This is a genomic window from Candidatus Nomurabacteria bacterium (genome assembly GCA_023898645.1).
In the GTDB taxonomy this organism is placed as follows: domain Bacteria; phylum Patescibacteriota; class Saccharimonadia; order Saccharimonadales; family Saccharimonadaceae; genus UBA2112.
The window spans coordinates 294,380-311,005 of record CP060232.1 but is presented as its reverse complement, the minus strand read 5'-3'; the positions used below and the strand labels follow the sequence as shown (position 1 = coordinate 311,005).

At 47.9% G+C, this 16,626-nt stretch carries 17 protein-coding genes and 1 tRNA gene; 10 read left to right on the top strand and 8 right to left on the bottom strand.

Features of this window, described 5'->3' with window-relative positions; all coding sequences use genetic code 11:
• Window positions 1-88 precede the first annotated feature (88 nt).
• Window positions 89-811, bottom strand: a complete 723-nt coding sequence (locus H6797_01515; protein ID USN96857.1) for a hypothetical protein — start codon at window positions 809-811, stop codon at window positions 89-91.
• Between the two features lie 354 nt (window positions 812-1,165).
• Window positions 1,166-1,240, bottom strand: a tRNA-Glu gene (locus H6797_01510).
• A 633-nt stretch (window positions 1,241-1,873) separates the two neighbouring features.
• Between H6797_01510 and H6797_01505 the strand changes: the two genes are divergently transcribed.
• The 3 genes from H6797_01505 (at window position 1,874) to H6797_01495 (ending at window position 5,036) form a co-directional block, all read left to right on the top strand.
• Window positions 1,874-3,067, top strand: a complete 1,194-nt coding sequence (locus H6797_01505) for a hypothetical protein (protein ID USN96856.1) — start codon at window positions 1,874-1,876, stop codon at window positions 3,065-3,067.
• A gap of 417 nt (window positions 3,068-3,484) precedes the next feature.
• Window positions 3,485-4,699: a DUF11 domain-containing protein gene (locus tag H6797_01500; GenBank protein USN96855.1), complete on the top strand. Its 1,215-nt coding sequence runs from the start codon at window positions 3,485-3,487 to the stop codon at window positions 4,697-4,699.
• A gap of 121 nt (window positions 4,700-4,820) precedes the next feature.
• On the top strand, window positions 4,821-5,036 hold the full coding sequence (locus H6797_01495) for a hypothetical protein (protein ID USN96854.1): 216 nt from the start codon (window positions 4,821-4,823) through the stop codon (window positions 5,034-5,036).
• Here H6797_01495 and H6797_01490 read toward each other — a convergent pair.
• The 4 genes from H6797_01490 to H6797_01475 all read right to left on the bottom strand — a co-directional run bounded on the left by H6797_01490 (window position 5,020) and on the right by H6797_01475 (window position 9,224).
• Complete coding sequence (locus H6797_01490; protein ID USN96853.1) at window positions 5,020-7,257, bottom strand: hypothetical protein; 2,238 nt, start codon at window positions 7,255-7,257, stop codon at window positions 5,020-5,022. The two genes, H6797_01495 and H6797_01490, sit on opposite strands and share 17 nt — an antisense overlap.
• 42 nt (window positions 7,258-7,299) lie before the next feature.
• On the bottom strand, window positions 7,300-8,739 hold the full coding sequence (locus H6797_01485; GenBank protein ID USN96852.1) for a hypothetical protein: 1,440 nt from the start codon (window positions 8,737-8,739) through the stop codon (window positions 7,300-7,302).
• A 168-nt stretch (window positions 8,740-8,907) separates the two neighbouring features.
• Window positions 8,908-9,060 carry a hypothetical protein gene (locus H6797_01480; GenBank protein USN96851.1) on the bottom strand — a complete coding sequence of 51 codons (153 nt, stop codon included), beginning with the start codon at window positions 9,058-9,060 and terminating at the stop codon, window positions 8,908-8,910.
• Window positions 9,057-9,224 (bottom strand): hypothetical protein, encoded by a 168-nt coding sequence (locus tag H6797_01475; protein USN96850.1) that lies wholly within the window; start codon window positions 9,222-9,224, stop codon window positions 9,057-9,059. Before H6797_01475 ends, H6797_01480 begins: the two co-directional genes overlap by 4 nt.
• 175 nt (window positions 9,225-9,399) lie before the next feature.
• On the opposite strand from H6797_01475, the gene H6797_01470 reads away from it, so the two are divergent.
• The 3 genes from H6797_01470 to H6797_01460 are packed head-to-tail and all read left to right on the top strand — an operon-like array spanning window position 9,400 to window position 12,108.
• The gene (locus H6797_01470) at window positions 9,400-10,860 is read left to right on the top strand and encodes a hypothetical protein (GenBank protein USN96849.1); all 1,461 of its coding nucleotides are present in this window, start codon (window positions 9,400-9,402) and stop codon (window positions 10,858-10,860) included.
• Window positions 10,857-11,699, top strand: coding sequence for an ATP-binding cassette domain-containing protein (locus H6797_01465; GenBank protein USN96848.1), 843 nt, complete (start codon window positions 10,857-10,859; stop codon window positions 11,697-11,699). The genes H6797_01470 and H6797_01465 overlap by 4 nt, the downstream gene beginning before the upstream one ends.
• Before the next feature lie 40 nt (window positions 11,700-11,739).
• Window positions 11,740-12,108, top strand: a complete 369-nt coding sequence (locus H6797_01460) for a response regulator transcription factor (protein USN96847.1) — start codon at window positions 11,740-11,742, stop codon at window positions 12,106-12,108.
• A gap of 20 nt (window positions 12,109-12,128) precedes the next feature.
• Here H6797_01460 and H6797_01455 read toward each other — a convergent pair whose 3' ends face one another.
• Window positions 12,129-12,941, bottom strand: coding sequence for a bifunctional 5,10-methylenetetrahydrofolate dehydrogenase/5,10-methenyltetrahydrofolate cyclohydrolase (locus H6797_01455; GenBank protein ID USN96846.1), 813 nt, complete (start codon window positions 12,939-12,941; stop codon window positions 12,129-12,131).
• Between the two features lie 68 nt (window positions 12,942-13,009).
• Here H6797_01455 and H6797_01450 point away from each other — a divergent pair, with 68 nt between their 5' ends.
• From H6797_01450 to H6797_01435, 4 genes are all read left to right on the top strand, one after another.
• A complete protein-coding gene (locus H6797_01450; GenBank protein USN96845.1) occupies window positions 13,010-13,426 on the top strand; it encodes a hypothetical protein in 417 nt (138 codons plus the stop codon).
• Between the two features lie 71 nt (window positions 13,427-13,497).
• Complete coding sequence (locus H6797_01445; GenBank protein USN96844.1) at window positions 13,498-13,893, top strand: prepilin-type N-terminal cleavage/methylation domain-containing protein; 396 nt, start codon at window positions 13,498-13,500, stop codon at window positions 13,891-13,893.
• Entirely contained in the window at window positions 13,890-14,552 is a 663-nt protein-coding gene (locus H6797_01440) for a type II secretion system protein (protein ID USN96843.1), read from the top strand. Before H6797_01445 ends, H6797_01440 begins: the two co-directional genes overlap by 4 nt.
• A 1-nt stretch (window position 14,553) precedes the next feature.
• On the top strand, window positions 14,554-15,969 hold the full coding sequence (locus H6797_01435; protein USN96842.1) for a hypothetical protein: 1,416 nt from the start codon (window positions 14,554-14,556) through the stop codon (window positions 15,967-15,969).
• Here H6797_01435 and H6797_01430 read toward each other — a convergent pair.
• Complete coding sequence (locus H6797_01430; protein ID USN97095.1) at window positions 15,966-16,490, bottom strand: prepilin-type N-terminal cleavage/methylation domain-containing protein; 525 nt, start codon at window positions 16,488-16,490, stop codon at window positions 15,966-15,968. The genes H6797_01435 and H6797_01430 overlap by 4 nt on opposite strands.
• Between the last annotated feature and the right edge of the window lie 136 nt (window positions 16,491-16,626).

The following is a 16,626-nucleotide window of genomic DNA, read 5'->3' as shown; positions in this document are numbered from 1 at the left end:
CCATAATCTTATCTGTTAAATAGAAGCGGCCCCTGTCTGAACGATGCTACCGTTCAGACAGGGGCCTTCGTGTATTACTCCGCTACCACTACGGGCGGGTGATATACGCGTCGATTTCGGTCTTTTCACCTCCGACTGTGTGCGACTCGACTGCGAAGGGCGTTTTGGCGTCTAAACCGATACCAAAAGTGGTGTAGCCTTCGTAGTCTGGCGTTACCAATCTCAATTCCCGAAGATTCCCATAACCTTGGACATTCGGCATGTTATAGTCGGCCGAATCATACAGCGGATTACCCTGCTCGTCCCTTAGCATATGTGCCTTGATGACCAACTGGATAAACACAACGCCCTTGATGTCCGTTACAGGTAAACCTGATCCATCAGCATGCACGACGGGCACGTATTCGGCACTAAACTCAACGCCAGCGCCCGTGCTAACAGTAAATGCCAGCTTGTCGAAACAAGAACCAGTGCTTGCCGACGGCGGAGCCAACGGACCGAGAAACGTCGGATGTATATCGCCACTGTCATCGGGTTCAGTATTCCAGCCTTGCGTGCCCACGCCGTCTTGTACGCAGTGTGTCGGCCGTGGAACCATCGTGTTAGCAGTGGTGGCTGGCGGATAAAACTTTGGTACAAACGGAGGTGGCTTCGGGACCAGCACGGTTATTGTTGGTGTCGTCGGTGCTATCGATGTAAGAGTCGGCGCACCAATCGTTCCCATGGGCGGGGTACTGGCGCCGCCGCCGCATCCAACGAGAAGCAGCGATAGCGCACCAAAACCTGCAAAGTACATCCTTTTCCTTGTCATATTCCACCTTTTATGTTGTTGGAGTCGGATATGAGGAGTATAACCGTAGTGAGGTGGTATAAAAAGCATAAGTGGAATACAGTGTGGTTTTTAACGTATGCCGGGACATCGCTCCGTTTCACTCCGCTCCTTCGTTCATTCGCTCAAGAAAATGCTTCGCGCTTTAATAATCTCACCGGGACGACGCTTCGATGTTCTCACTATTCTAGCGGCGAACATCGGCTAACCCCTGTCAAATCAATAGATTGTGACAGTGGTCGAACTCCGGATTGCGCCGTTACACGGCTTCCAATCCGGGTTCGGCCCCGCGGGAGGCACCAGAGAAAATACCCCACCGAAGTGGGGTATTTTCTCTGGTGATCTCACCGGGAATCGAACCCGGATTGCCAGGATGAAAACCTGGTGTCCTAACCGTTAGACGATGAGACCAAATTCTGAGTGAAATGAAGCGAAAATGACTTGCATTTTCGACCATTTCCCGAGGAATTTGGGCGCAATTTGATCTTTAGATCAAATGGAGACCATATTCTTTTCTTGTAAAGTACATCGGATATCCGACTTCTCTCGTCTTGTGAGATTTTTAACACCTATTATGGCTTTTTAAAACCTCAACTTCGCCCACTATACCAGAGCTAAAACGTTTTGTCCACCCCTGTTATGCAATCTCTCAATTTAATCTCTGTATTTTATAATTGTGTTTATGGCAATTTTATTTCATAGACATTGACTTTTTTTAAGTTTTGTGATAATCTAACAGAGACAACTGCGATGAGCTGGAGACTCACTCTGCAGAGGTGGACGCTTAACAAATCAGATCATTACAGTTTATGTTTACACCTACCTCTAACAGGGGTAGGGTGCTGCTTGGCAGCGCCACCGACGCAATGCGTTGTATCGGTAGCGCTGCCACGGCAGCATGAAGTATGAATCTTGCTCACTTACCTTTTGGGGCACCGTTTTGATGATAATTATCGTCATCAAAACGGTGTCCCAAACCCGGGGGTATCACAACTGGCAATTCCGCCACTCTGAGCCCTCGGAGAGGGAGGTAGGAGCAAGAACATGAGTGAAAACGAAAGCGACGAAGTCGTCGAAAACGATGGCGTCGAGCCTAATTTCCTCGATGACGAGACGCCTGAAGTCCAGCAACGAAGCTGGATGTGGCCTGCAGTCGCAGCGCTTGTCGCTGTGTTGCTGTTTGTGTTCGCAATCAGCGTACTCGTTCGAAGCAACAACGATAATCTATCCACGTCGACAAACACCGGCCCCACAACGGTCGTGCAAGATGCCGCGTGCGGTGGTTTTACCGTGCAACTGGATCCGAACTTCTCCAACAACGTCTTTTCCAATGGCCTTTCGCCTAAAACGGAGGAGATGCGCCAGCAAGTGGCACAAGGAGCAAAGCAGGATCCTCGCATTTTCCAGCTGTACTACAACGCCTCGCCGTTAGGCAAAGCAACACCCATCGATGACGTGACGCAAATTGCGCCAATCGAAAATGGGAAGTGCTTCACGCCCGACGGAGTGGCAGCGTACAACAAGTGGATTGTGCTGTGGAACGTGACAACGCTCACGCATGACAGCCTTCCGGCAAGCGGCGTAAACACCGGAGCCGTTGCAAACGGTGCGGCGTTTACACAAAACGGCGCTATTCCGGCGGGCACGGGCGTGCGCGTTACCTACCAAGACGCAGCTGGTAATCCCATCGGAGAGCATTGGGTTCGTCTGGAATGTGGCAACATCGTCACACCCGGAGCACCGATTCCAAGCATGCCGCCGGTAACGACGGTTCCACCGCCTGTGGCACCGCCGCCGACGACGGTACCACCGACGACACCGCCTCCGACAACGGAGACAACGCCGCCGCCGACGACGACACCGCCTCCGACGACGACACCGCCGCCGACGACGACACCGCCTCCGACGCTCGCACCAAAGGTTCCATCACTGGATCCGTACCCGCAAGGCAACGCGCCCCAAGGCGGCGGTCCGAATGATCAGCCCGGGCCCGGCACGTATGTGCCACCCGAGCAGATGACTCATCCGCCGTCAACACCACGGGTAAACCCGCCGCCACCAACGGTAGCGCCAGGTCCTTCCGCGCCGACACATGTCAGTACTCCGGTACAGGCACCGCCGCCGGAACCGGGCGTCAATGGTACGGGAGCGGGAACAACTACTGTTCCTCACGTTAATTCGTCAGGTACGGTTACCACTTCAACAGTGATAACCGGCACAGTAGCCCCGCCCAGTTAACCCATGTCCAGGCGGGCGCAACGACTTCGGTCAATGCGCCCGCCTGGGCTGGGTCACTCACTTTTTTCATACTTCACCGGGGAGCTATCTCCTGTTCGAGCTTTGCTCACGGTGACAGATAGCTCCTCGGAGTTATCCCCTACATAGTTTGTAATGATCTGATTTTAGAGCTACTTAACATCTATCAATCGGCTCAATCCCAAGGTCTGCCACTTGTTGTCTGTTTTTCGCTTCGCGATGGATCATTCAGATCCACCTTGTCACGAAAAAACATACAACAAATCATGGCAGCTGCTTGAAATTCGCTTCGACTGATAGATATCAAGGTAGCTCTGTAGCGCCTTAACAATTAGCTTCGTAGCATTACAATTTTTTTAATTATTAATTCTGGCAGGTGGGTGCTAGATAGGAGAATGTATGAAAGCAGTTTTTAACGCCATTAAGCGTTCACCACGACTCGTCGCTCTTGTAGCAACAGTTGCTGGTGTCGTTTTGGTACCTGCCGTGCTTTTAGCATGGGGGCCAAGCCGCCCAACGTTCACAATTCAGAACCCTTCTGACCACGTGACGTTCAACTCTATCACCGACAACCCAAATATCGGTGACGAGCGAGATTTCGTTGGTATCCGCGAAGCGGGTACTACCAACACCTGGACTGACAACATGACAGTTCAGCCGGGCAAAACATACACAGTTCGTATGTATGTCCACAACAACGCAGCAAGCAACCTCAACTTGGTTGCCCAGAACGTAACCGCAAAGTTCAACTTGCCAACTACCACCGGCAAATCAATTCGAGTCGATGGTTTCATTGATTCAAGCAACGCTACGCCAACCGAAGTTTATGATGACGCTACTTTTAGCAATAGCCAGAACTTCAACTTGGCATACGTACCAAACTCGCTAAAGTATGAAAACAACTACTTCGGCGCCAACGGTACACCAATTTCAGAAAGCGTCTTCACTAGTGCTGGCGCCCTGCTCGGCTATGACAAACTTGATGGCAACATCCCTGGTTGTATGCAATATGCCGGCTATCTGAGCTTCAACGTAACGCCACAGTTCGCTGCGAACTTCAACGTTACCAAGCAAGTCCGCAAAGATGGCACAACTGGCTGGCACAGTTCAGTTAATGTTAAACCTGGCGACACAGTCGACTATTTGCTCGGATACCAAAATACTAGCGGTGAAGAGCAAGACAACGTCTGGTTCCAAGATACGTTGCCAAAAGGCATCACCTACGTACCAGGTTCGACTCAGTTGACAAATGCTGCAAACACAAGCCCGTTGACTCTGTCAAATAACCTGACAAACGGCACTGGCGTAAATGTTGGCAACTATGCTGACAATGCTAACGCATATGTTAAATTCAAGGCGAAAGTCGATAGCGGCTCACTCGTCTGTGGTACAAAAACGTATACCAACAAGGTTCGCGTAACGGTAAACAACGACTTGTACAAGGAAGCAACTGCTGACGTAGTAGTTACTAAACCTTGCCAAGACGTTCCAACCGTACTACCACAAACCGGCCCAAGCGCTGGCATCATGACCTTTATCGGTCTTGGCGCCACGACTGCCGGCCTCGCATACGCCGCTACCAGCGCGCGTGTACGAAATCTGCTACGACGCTAGTACAAGCCTGACCGCTCCCAATCGAGTAGTGTGGGCTCTCGAAAATCTCCCAAATAACCCCCGTATTAATACGGGGGTTATTTGTTTGTAATGAATTATTCGTATTATACTAAAGTAAGATATGAGCAATAAAAAGAAACGCAACAAGAAATACAAAGGTAGTACTGCTGAAACTCGTCCAACGATTTTAAAAGTTAGCGCCGTTAAACGACATCCCGCTCACCAGTGGTGGGTTGATCATCGCCAATCAATCAAGCCACTATTACCAATTATCGGTATAGTGCTTGCCGCCCTACTCGTTGTTATCGGACTTATCAGTATTATTTGGCCTCGGTAAGAGCCGCCTGCTCCGTTTCGAGCTTGGTTTCAGTTTGCGCGTTCTTTATAGGCGTTTTGCTTAAAGGTATACGGAAGCCAAACGTACTCCCCTTGCCTTCTTGAGAGCTAAAGATAATCTCACCGCCATGTGCAGATATGACACGCCTAGCAAGGTAGAGACCTACTCCCGTACCATCCGGGCGTGCCTTGCGGGCATTTTTGGCGCGGAAAAACTTGTTAAACAATCGCTCCTGCTCGTCCTTTGGTACACCAATTCCCGTGTCGACAACCGTCAACGCTGCAGTTTCACCCACCTTTTCCAGGTTAATGACCACTGTGCTATTTATATGTGAATAATAGATTGCATTGTCGATATAGTTCATGATAACCTGACGAACCTTCGACTCGTCGGCCACGATCGGCAACGGCTGTTTCGTTGAGTTAAGTCGTAGCTTTATACCATGAGTTCTTGCAATCAGATTCAGGTCGAATACTTCTTGCTTAACGACCGTGCCTAAGTCAAAGCCAACTTTATCGATGATAAATCGACCAGTCTGCAGACGAGACACGTTCAAAAAGTCATTAATCAACCCCACCATACGTTCACTACTTTTAAACGCCTCCATGAGCAATTTTTGTTGCTGCAAAGTTATATTACCAGCGTCACCTTCAATCACCATACTCAAGTAGCCCTTAACGCTAGTAAGTGGCGTTCGCAGCTGATGCGATGCCATGCTCATGAATTCATCTTTTACTTCATCTATGTGCTTCAACTGTGCGTTGCTCGAGCGAAGCTCCTTGGTTGCCACATTAATACGCTGTTGCAATGTCGCGTTTAGCTCCTTCACTTCGTGAAGCGACAGGGCGTTTTGGATAGCAATGACTAATTCATTACTAATCGCCAATAGCACGTTCAGGTCTCGCCGAGTGTAGTTACCGCTTAAACGTTCGCCAAGCAAAACATACCCAATAATTTTTTCCGCCTGACGCAGCGGCATGACAAGCGCAACCTTGTGGCTCACAAGCATGCGTCTTAGTTTCGACTCGTCATCGAGCAATCCAGTCAAAAAGATGCTTTCATTGGTCGTGCTTACGTACTCGTCAAGCAATTTAGTGTCATGTACGGGCAGTTGTGCGTGACCGTGCGTACCGGCAGACATGTGATGCTCAATCTCATTTTTGTAAGTGAGGGAAAACAACGCCTGATCGGCCTTAAATGTCGTCACCAATTGCCTTGACGCTCTCTCAAGTAGACCTCTCAACTCGGTCGTCGACGTTAGCAGCAAGCTCAGCGATGCAAAAAACTCCTCGCTCCTATAGTTGTCACGATAAAATATGTTGTCTGTCAGCTTGTCAAAAAAGTGCTTAACGGGCTGGAACAAAAAGGCCAGTACTAATGCCAGCATGATATTGACAGGGCTCAAACTAATGGCGTTTGTCGTTTGAGCACCAATGACAAAAACTGAGGTGACATACGCGATAACGTAATACACCAACGACAGCGTTAGCAAGACGCTAACGTACGCAATACTGCGAACAGCCGCTAACTTAATGTCAAACAATTGATGCTTGACTATAGAAATACTAACGGTCAAAACGTAAAACAATGTCCACGATGGACCTAGCCATATGAAGTCGCCAATACCAAATACTGGCAGCATCAAGTTTGTCACAAGCGCAAGAACCGCAGACACGAACGTACCTGTAAATACGTAGAGCGCCTGTTGTCGCAGATAATGTCGCTTCGATCTCCGCATATTACGGAAAAATTCACCGAATGTTATAAGAAACGCGAGATTAAAATAAACCGTATAGACCGTATACCAGTACGGGTTAACAACAAAATGATTATTACCAGCGCGGAGCAACGACGTAGGGACTAATTGCGTTGGATCTATCAGAATATAGATGGAAAATACGGCGGTCAAAATACCCAGAAATAGATTAACTACCGTAAGCGACACGCCCTTGTCGGCGGGAAAGACCGCCGCGAACATCGATAAGAAAAATATCGTATACATCGGTGCGATTAAAAACAGCACTCGACCTATGGAAACTAAATCTGTCGTCGTGCCGGCTATCAGTAATATCGCCCCAAGAGCCCATAATATGACACATACAACACCGAATACAAAGTAGCGATTAATCTTTAAGCGCCAACTTTGTGACGCGACAATCCAAACCACCACCAAGTTAATGATGACTACAATTGAGAGGATAGCTATACGCAGTGAATACATATGATCATAAGCCGCTTACGCTTATGACCATTTAATCAGATTCTAGTCGATATGTACACGTTGTCCGAAAGCCTGGAACGGCGCTACGCGTGCACCTGACCTTTGAAGGTACTTACCAACCTCACGTACATTGTTTGGCGTGACGGGGTCGTGTATTGCCCTGTCGTACGCGGCATACTTTGCGATGACAGCCGCTTCCTGCCCACATGCAAACTCAGATGCCGAGCCCCAAAGACCAGATCGATCTCCGTAATTGTATGGTATGCCGTTAGTATGATAACCATCGCGAGTCATGAAACCAGTGTCGCTGCCATCTTCTCCAACGACCCATACTAACTTGCCACCTCGCGCCTCAACTTGAGCCATGTCAAAACAACCAGGCTGACTGTCGTCAATGATGACTTTGCCAGTCAAATCAATACCGTCGAATTGCGGGTCATCCAAGTCAATACGGCCCGTCACAGCAGTTATGATGATATTCGTATCGCACAAAACATCAGCTATGCTGCCAAGGACGCTAATTTCATTTTCCTTATGTGATTTTGCCACCATGCCGTGTAGCCGCGTGTCTCTTGTATCGAAACTATAAATTTTGTGATCTTTAATCATTTCCAAAGTGGCTATAGTACTTGCCCAGCCTATAGAACCCGCGCCGCCGATGACGCCGATCTTGCCTTCAGAGACAATCGATGTCTCCTCCATGATTTTGCGAGCAGTTTCTACGATCATATAGACGGTTCCGCCGTGCCCTGTCGTCGTAATCAAATTGCCCATACCTTCCATGCTACGTAGCACATTGCCAAAACCTGTAATCTTAGGTAAGGTTGCGCCAAGTCCGATTACTCGTGCGCCTAGCTGCTTGTGTGCGAAATCAACCGTATGACGCAAAACATGACCGCCAACTTCTAGTAGACGTATCCGTTGCTCATAATTATATTTATCCTGTCGGATGTCATGCTCCATGTCGTTGTACAGTGGCGCAAGTACCAGCGCACCTGCCTCACCTTTACGATCACTCTTGGTATACGTGTCTAGTACGGTTGGAGGTAGCCCGTAGATGGCTCGCATGCGAATCTCTGAGCCAACTGCAAACCTGTTCGGATCCAATAACGGCATGAATGGGATCGATTCGCTAGCATAACTTTCATTCGCTCGATCTGACCGCATAGGCACAACAAACGCTCGCGCTATTGAAAGATCGAGCGCCTTTTCACCGAGATACATGTCAAATGATTTATCTAAAAAGCGAGCGCTTTGTTCGTAGGCTTCGTCAATCTCTGCCTTGTCGGCATCGGTCTCTTCGTTGACAACTTTATGAACTTCATCGAGCTTACGAAACATCAGATCACGAGAAAACGTAGTGTAGTCCGGCGGCATCGACGTCCATTCACCACCTTCTGCCTTTAGGCGCCCATTAACAGCATCCCTCTCTTCAGAGGTCCTGTATTCGTTTCCGCTGTTATTCGTCGTAATTTCAGCCATATCTCACCTAGTTATTATTATATTCTCTTTCAAATATCATTTGTTTATCACTTTTATTTATTTTAACATAAATAATAAAAAATTGCAATATAAAAGACCCTTCCGGGTCATTAAAAAAAGTGGCGGGGAGGTGCAAAATAAATTTACACTTCCCCGCCGTCGAGGTGGTTAGGATTTCCAGAAGCTGGCGTTCAGGAAGCCGTGCTTACGCTGATGCCTGTACTCTTCGACAGGGTGCTCGACGAAGCCTCGGGCAACAAGTGTCGTAATCGACCCGATGATCATCACGCCATTGAACATGAATCCTGCACACTTTCTCATTTGTTCCTCCTTGTGATTCGCTTCATCAGTGACTTCGCTGCACGTGGTCGCTCATCCATTCGAATCTGAACGGTCGTAATCGCTTCGCTGACATTGCCAACGATTCGCAAAAACGCCATATAGCGCTCTACGAGGTACGCTTCTAGACCTACATGCGGTACCATAGGTGGAGTCCTTTCAAAGTACATGGGCAAACCGCCCAATCTGCTTTGCAAGCAAAGGCTTACTTTAATTATTATACAACTTTTACTTACAAAATCAATAGTTATATGTATTTAAAGTGCTTGCTTTTTTGTGTATATAGTATTATAATTTACTTTAATTAGGAGCTTATTAATTATGTCAAAAGCAGTAATATCTACCGAGAAGCGTGCTCCGAAAGTTGAAGCAAATTCTACGCAGTCTCGTAATAATGAAAAGCACCGCTTTTCGCGTACGGCCAAAATCATGGCCGGAGTAGCGATAGCTGGAGGAGTATTAGCAGGCGCAAATACGCATCAAGCGCATGATTTCTTTAATGACACCGGTTTCACGCCGACTCCAAGTGTCAGTTCAGCTGGCACCGAAGCCCTTATTACGGCGACCGATGATCTACGTGATTATGGTCCGTCAGTTCTCGCTCTCGGTCTAGTAGGCGGTGGTGCACTTTGGTTAAATCGTCGTCGCAATCCTGACGGCCAACTGGCAGCCATGCACGACATCACTCATCAGACAAGTCGCCGCGGACGAAGACTCTTTACTGCCGGTGTAATGGGCCTCGTCGTGGGCGCTTCTGGGCTGGGCTTTGCGGCCAGCGAAGGCGCAAATGAGCCTATTAAAGGTATGGCCGAAATGATGGGCGCCGACATGAACAACACGCCATTAATAATGGGTTCGGAAGTTCTTCCTCTTAATACGACAACTATCGATTACGCAGCCGTAAGTGACATCATCATAAAAGACGGTGGCACTCCAGTTCCTTTCATCGCTGCGCTTGGCGACATTAAGAATCCTGACGCAAAAAGCAATCCATCAAGCGCACCAATTATCGCCGTTCCGAACGCAGTCATAGAGAAAAGTCTTGGCGTCTCTATGCCAGCAATTGAAAACTGCGACGACATGTCGATCATCGTTGGTGATCAGCTTGGCGTCAAAGTTGGAAACAAAGCACTAATAAATGACCGTTCAGCAACCGTCGTTGGCACGGTTAACCAAAAGCCAGGACTTGATCGCGTCGGGGTAATCAGTTCGCTCGAACAGGTTGAAAAATGCCTATACCCTGGCCTACCTATTTCTGGCGCGTTGGCCCTCGGTCTAGACGGCAAGCAAGCTGAGCTACAAGCTCAAGTTCGTGAGCAGATTAGCCCCGTCTACAAAGCCGATTCATTTGCTGGTTTTGAGCAACGTTATAAAGATTTCTGGGATCATAGCGTAAAGCCGCCTCAAATGATTCTCATCCTATCCAGTCTCGCACTTGGCTCATCGGCAATCGCCGGCATGCAGACGTCTGAAATTTTGATGCGACGTAAAAACATAGGCATGCTCCTAAGTCAGGGTGTAGATAAAAAGCAAATCAAGCGATCCTACAACATCGCCGCTCACAAAGACACTCTCGTAGCAACAGGTCCTTCGCTCGCGGCCGCTGCCGTTTTGGCAGAAGTGTACAACTCGTCACAGTTTGGCATCGCTGAAGCGGTCAACGTTTCGGCGGTCGGTGCCGGCTATTTCGCACTTGCACTTTCTACTGCCGCAACGTCGGTGTTTAGAAATCGCATGATTGACAAGATTGACCGTGCCGCAGAACTGAGGAGTGGCGTATGACAAATCCCGACTACAGCCCTAATACTCACAAACTAGGCATACATGCCAAAAACCTATCAGTAACGACAACTGCGGGCGAAACTTTGCTCGACGACATCACTCTGAACATCCGACAAGGTGAATTCGTCGCCATCCACGGGCAGTCAGGCGCAGGTAAATCACTACTAGCTACGGCACTTTGTGGCATACGTTTTCAAGAAAAGCGCGAACCGCGACGCCTAGAAAAATCGATTCGCGACAAAATCGCAGGGGCTGCAGCACTCGTAGGTCTTCACTTCTCTGAAAAGAAAAATCCAGTTCGATACACCGGTGACGTCAGTTATAGCTTGTCTCCGCAACTAGGCGGTGACGGCGGCGTCTCTTTGCCCCACGACTATAATATCCTCCGTCAGCACATCGGATTCGTGCCACAAGAACCGCTTCTCGACGGCAAAATGACAGCTCGAGACAACATCCTTATCCCTGCCCGACTCAAACAAATCCCGATTGATTTTGAAACACTTGATGAAGTGTACTATCAAATCGGTTTAGACGACATGATGCTAGACAAAAAGACTGGCGATCTATCTGGCGGGCAAAAACAACGCGTTTCTATAGCTCGCGCTCTGACCGGCATTCCAAATGCAGTCGTACTCGACGAGCCAACTGCTAACCTGAACCCTAAACTCAAAGACGAAACCAACCAGATGCTTGAACGACTGAATCGTCGTTTCGGTATGACCGTTATATCTGTTACACACGAAGACTCTTTGGCAACCCGTATCATAGAGATGGATCAAGGGCGCATCGTAGCCGACACGGATTACACCGACAGACTCGACCGATACCCTCAGCAATAAGACTAGCGACGACACGTTAGATTGATGATACAATTAGGTCATGACCAAAATTGCAATCATTGAAGACGACCCTGTAATCAGCCAAATGTACCGTATGAAGTTCGAGGCTGACGGCTTCGACGTCTCACTTGCCGACAACGGCAGGTCTGGAGTCGACTTAGTGAAATCATTTATGCCAGATATGGTATTGCTTGATTTGCAGATGCCAGAAATGACCGGCAATGAAGCACTCGCCCATATACGTGCGCAGCCTTGGGGCGCTAAAATCCCCGTCATCATTTTGACAAACCTCGGTATCGAGGAGTCTCCAAAAGAACTCAAAGAGCTAGGAATTCATAGCTATATCGTGAAAGCCGAGCTAACGCCTAGCCAGGTCGTTGCTCGCGTCAAAGAAGCACTCGAACTATAGCAGTCGAAAAGTTGCTTACTTTATGAATCTTCCGTAGCCTGTGCAGCTCGGATGACATTGTCGAACAATGCCGTGACGGTTAACGGACCGACACCGCCCTTTATGGGTGTAATCGACACGTCGTCGCGTTCTCGTACGTCAGCCGCAACATCACCGACAATCTTGCCGTGTTCGCTCGCCGTACCAGCGTCAACTACGACAGCGCCGTGTTTGATGACGCCAGATTTGATAAGTCCAGGCACTCCCGTCGCCGTAACTATCACGTCGAACTCTGGTAACTGCTCATTCATGTTTTCACTATTTTCGTCAAAAACCGTTACGTCGTAACCGCTTGTTTGCCACATCTTGTTAAGTGGCTTTCCAACTAGACGACCATTGCCGACTATGGCGATTTTTTTATTCGCCAAATCAACATTGTACCCAGCTAGCAGCCATGTGATCGCTGTCGGCGTGGCTGGGTCCAGTGTCGCATTGGAGCCCAGGCCGTCGACGTCCTTTTCGGGCACAATCGAATCGACAGCTTCTTGGGTTGCCGATGGATCGGCGAGTGGTAGCTGGATGATAATGCCGTGAACGGATGGATCATTGTTTAATCGATCAATCACTCCTGCAAGCTGCGACTGGTCAACTTTGTAGACTTCTACGTCAATCAAAATCTCGGTTCCATAATTCTGTTTTAAACGCACATAAGAATCAATTACCGGGTCATCAATTGTTTGAGCAATCGCTAGTTTCGGAAATATATTATGCGCCTGACGCAGCGCACGTACTTGACGTGCCTGACGCTCTTGTACGTATTCTGCGAGTTCGCGTCCATTAAGTGATCTTGCCATGCGTCTAGCGTACCATAAAGCACATGCTACAATAAAGCGAAGCAATTTAAGGAAAATATAGAGAATTCATGCATAACATAGATCAATATCACATCCATACGTCATACGAAACGACAGCAGCCGTCGCACTTACGGGCGTCCTGTTTCTGTTTCTGCTCATGATTTTCGCGGCGGGCTATATACTAACCTCAATCCTTCTTGGTCAGATTTTCAAAAAAGCCAAAGTACCACAATGGGCGGCGTGGGTGCCGATGTACAATCTATGGAAATTTCTAGTCATCGGAGACCAGCGGGGACTCTGGGCAATTCTTGGGCTACTACCGTTTATTAACATCGTTTCGACTGTCTTTATATACATAGCCGCATACCGCATAGGCAAAAAACTTGGCAAGGAAGACTGGTTTGTTCTACTCGCTATTTTCGTCCCTGTCGTGTGGCTACTATGGCTTGCGCTTGACAATTCCAAATGGCGAGCAAAAAAATAAAAGCTTCCAAGTAATTACCTCATAAAAAATGGTACAATATAAGCATAAGTAGAACTTATTGCTATAGTGCTATGTCAAAAAAACAACAAACAGGATTTACGATTGTAGAAATAGTCATTGCGATTACTCTATTTGCCATTATCATTCCTTCGATTGTCGGCATGATTTCAACGGCCGGATTTGTCAATAAAACCAGCATTGACCACACCCTTATAAACAACATCGCTGAGGAAAAAATAGAAAGTTTACGCAGCAAAGGTTTCGCCAGCCTTTCAGACGGCACTACTGATTTTTCTAATGAACTTCCCAGTACGTTATCGACCCCAAGCTCAGCAGACATAACGATAACCCCAGAGAGTACCGACATAAAAAAAGTTGTCGTGAGTATAGCCTATACACTGCAAGGGCAACAAAAAACATTTCATTACACTACATTAATTAGTAAAAATGGGCTTGGCCAGCAATGATAGCACCTTTTTCAGAGCGAGGCTTCACCGTCGTCGAATTAGTCATTACCATCACACTAATCGGTATATTAGTTGCGCCTGTAGTATTTAGTTCATTACGATTTTACGTCGATGTTTCTTCAAATAACCACAAGGCTACTTTGTCCTTAGATTCTCAAGCAGCTCTTGCTAAATACACCGAAGATATCCGCATGGCGTCCGGCCTTGATCCAATCAACCTCATTAACGACTCCAGTCAGCCCAGTGGCTGGACAAGCGGTGGCTCCGAAAACGTTTTGATACTATCAATCCCCGCTCAAGATAGCAGCGGTGACTTCATCATTGATCCAAATAGCGGGGAACCTTATAGAAATGAGATTATCTACTACAGTAGCGGCCAGCAGCTTTACAGACGAACTTTAAAGAACACATCAGCGCCAGGCAATGTAATAGTTCAAAGTTGCCCCTCTGCGGCGACAACGCCCGATTGTCCTGCCGACGTTAAACTGACCGATAACTTCAATTCCGTGTCATATACTTTTTATGACAACACCGGCACCCAAACCGCCGACATTGCGAAAGTTCGGTCTGTTAAAATCGTACTTAGCATGACTGACACTTCCGTCGTCAAACCCACTGTTATCTCTAACTTCATTCGTGTATCGATGAGGAACACCTGACGTGAACCGGCACATACGCTCTACTTATCGTTCTGCTGAATCGGGCTTTTTGGTTTTATCACTGATGATTGCTTCGGTGTTTATCATACTTCTCATGGTGGCAACTATGCAGATTGTCGTTCAAAACAATAACCTAACGCAACACAATACATACAAACTGCAGTCACAACTAGCCGCCGACTCAGGCGCGGACTACGCAGTAACGCAACTGATTGCAAATAGTGACTGGACGGCCCCAGTGGGTGAAGTTGAGCTAAGCAACGACACGACAACCCGTACGACGTATGAAATCGACGTCACCACGCCTGTTGACGGCCAGACAAAAACAATCACAGCATACGGACGAACATACGTTCCGGCAACAAGTACGACCGCTAAATCAACAAGCAAAGTACAAGTCGGCATGAAAGGCAGTGGCGCTTCGGTAGTCGACGGTACAATTTCTGCATATATTGGCGTTGGCGGCCTTAATATGTCTGGATCATCAAAAGTTAGTGGCGGAGTCGCGTTTTCGAATGGTCCCATCACCATGACAGGTACGTCACAAATAGGCTCTGCCAGCAATCCCGTTGATACGTATGTTTCAAATTTAGCCTGCCCCGTCAGTGGCGGAAGTGACTTCCCGCGCATATGCAACTCAGGAGAAAATGAAAACCCAATTAATATTCCTTCGTGGGGCACACACATTTATGGTCAGGTGAAGGCTAATAACCAAGTAAGCGGCACCGGCATGGCCAACCCAGGTCTTGTCCCCGGGACCGTCGCAGCGTCTAGCCTGCCGACCGATGACCGCGCCACAAGAACTCAAACAATCAATAATCCAGGGCAAATCCAAACAGGCGCCACGGCTAGTTGTAGTGGCTCCACTACAAAAACATGGCCTGCGGATTTAAAAATTATCGGCAATGTAACGCTTCAAAACAGTTGCTCTATCACAGTATCAGGAGATGTATGGATTACCGGTAACCTGACGGTCTCTGGAGCGACACACTTACGCGTACAGGCCGGCCTGACAACACCTCCGCATATTCTCATCGATGGCAGCACAGGTTTTCAAATTCTCAATAGCGGTCAGCTGACGCCCAATGCAAGCGGAACTGGTTTCAGGGTCATTACCTATTACAGTACCGACCCCTGCTCGGTGACTGCCAGTGGTTGTGATGTTTCAGGCTCAGCCCTCTTCAACAGTAAGTCGCTTCGTACTATATTGATAAATGGTTCGACTTCTTCGCTAAAAACCCAATATTACGCTCGCTGGACAAAGGTTAATCTCGACAACTCCGCCGATGTCGGAGCTCTTATTGGGCAGACTGTGGAATTAACCGGTACAGCCGAAATCCATTCGGGTGTCGAAATTGACCCAAGCCAACCCGGCACTCTCTCATGGACAGTTAGTTCGTACAAGCGTTCCTATTAATTGATGCTCGACAACGTAACGGTCGATCCGTCAGTTTCTTTTGTATACATAAGTTTGAATTTTGCACACGGTGCTGTTCCGCAAATAGTATAACCGTCGCTATCGTACGACTGATACCAATAGACATCATTCGGAGGATTGCCCGTTGATATTGCCATCAATGAATTTGTCGTCCCGCTTGATGCCAGTGGGTTTACAAGCGCATCGGCACTGAGTCCCTTTAATATGCCACTTCCGCCTGCTATCGTAGACCCGTTAGAACTTGTCATTGTTTGAGCAGTAGGGTACGATCCGTTTTCATTAAAATACACTTCAAGTTGGCTCTTTACGGCAAGCATGTCTGATTCACGTTGTGTATCACGCCCGCGTTCTTGGATGCCGCTATATGAAACTATAAAAATTCCGGCGAGTACGCCTATAACTGTCACCACAATAATGAGCTCTAAAATACTAAAGCCTGATCGACCCGTATAATGTAGAAATTTTTTAGTTATGAGACACGCCTTTTCGTTTATGTTTATACTCTACAGCCAGATTAATACAAAAGAGAGATTTTATCTAGTAAGACGGAGCGGGCAAATAGAGAAGTCATACCGTATATAATTTACCTGCGAAGGCCACCATACTAGTACTTCTCAAAGCATAAATAGTATACTA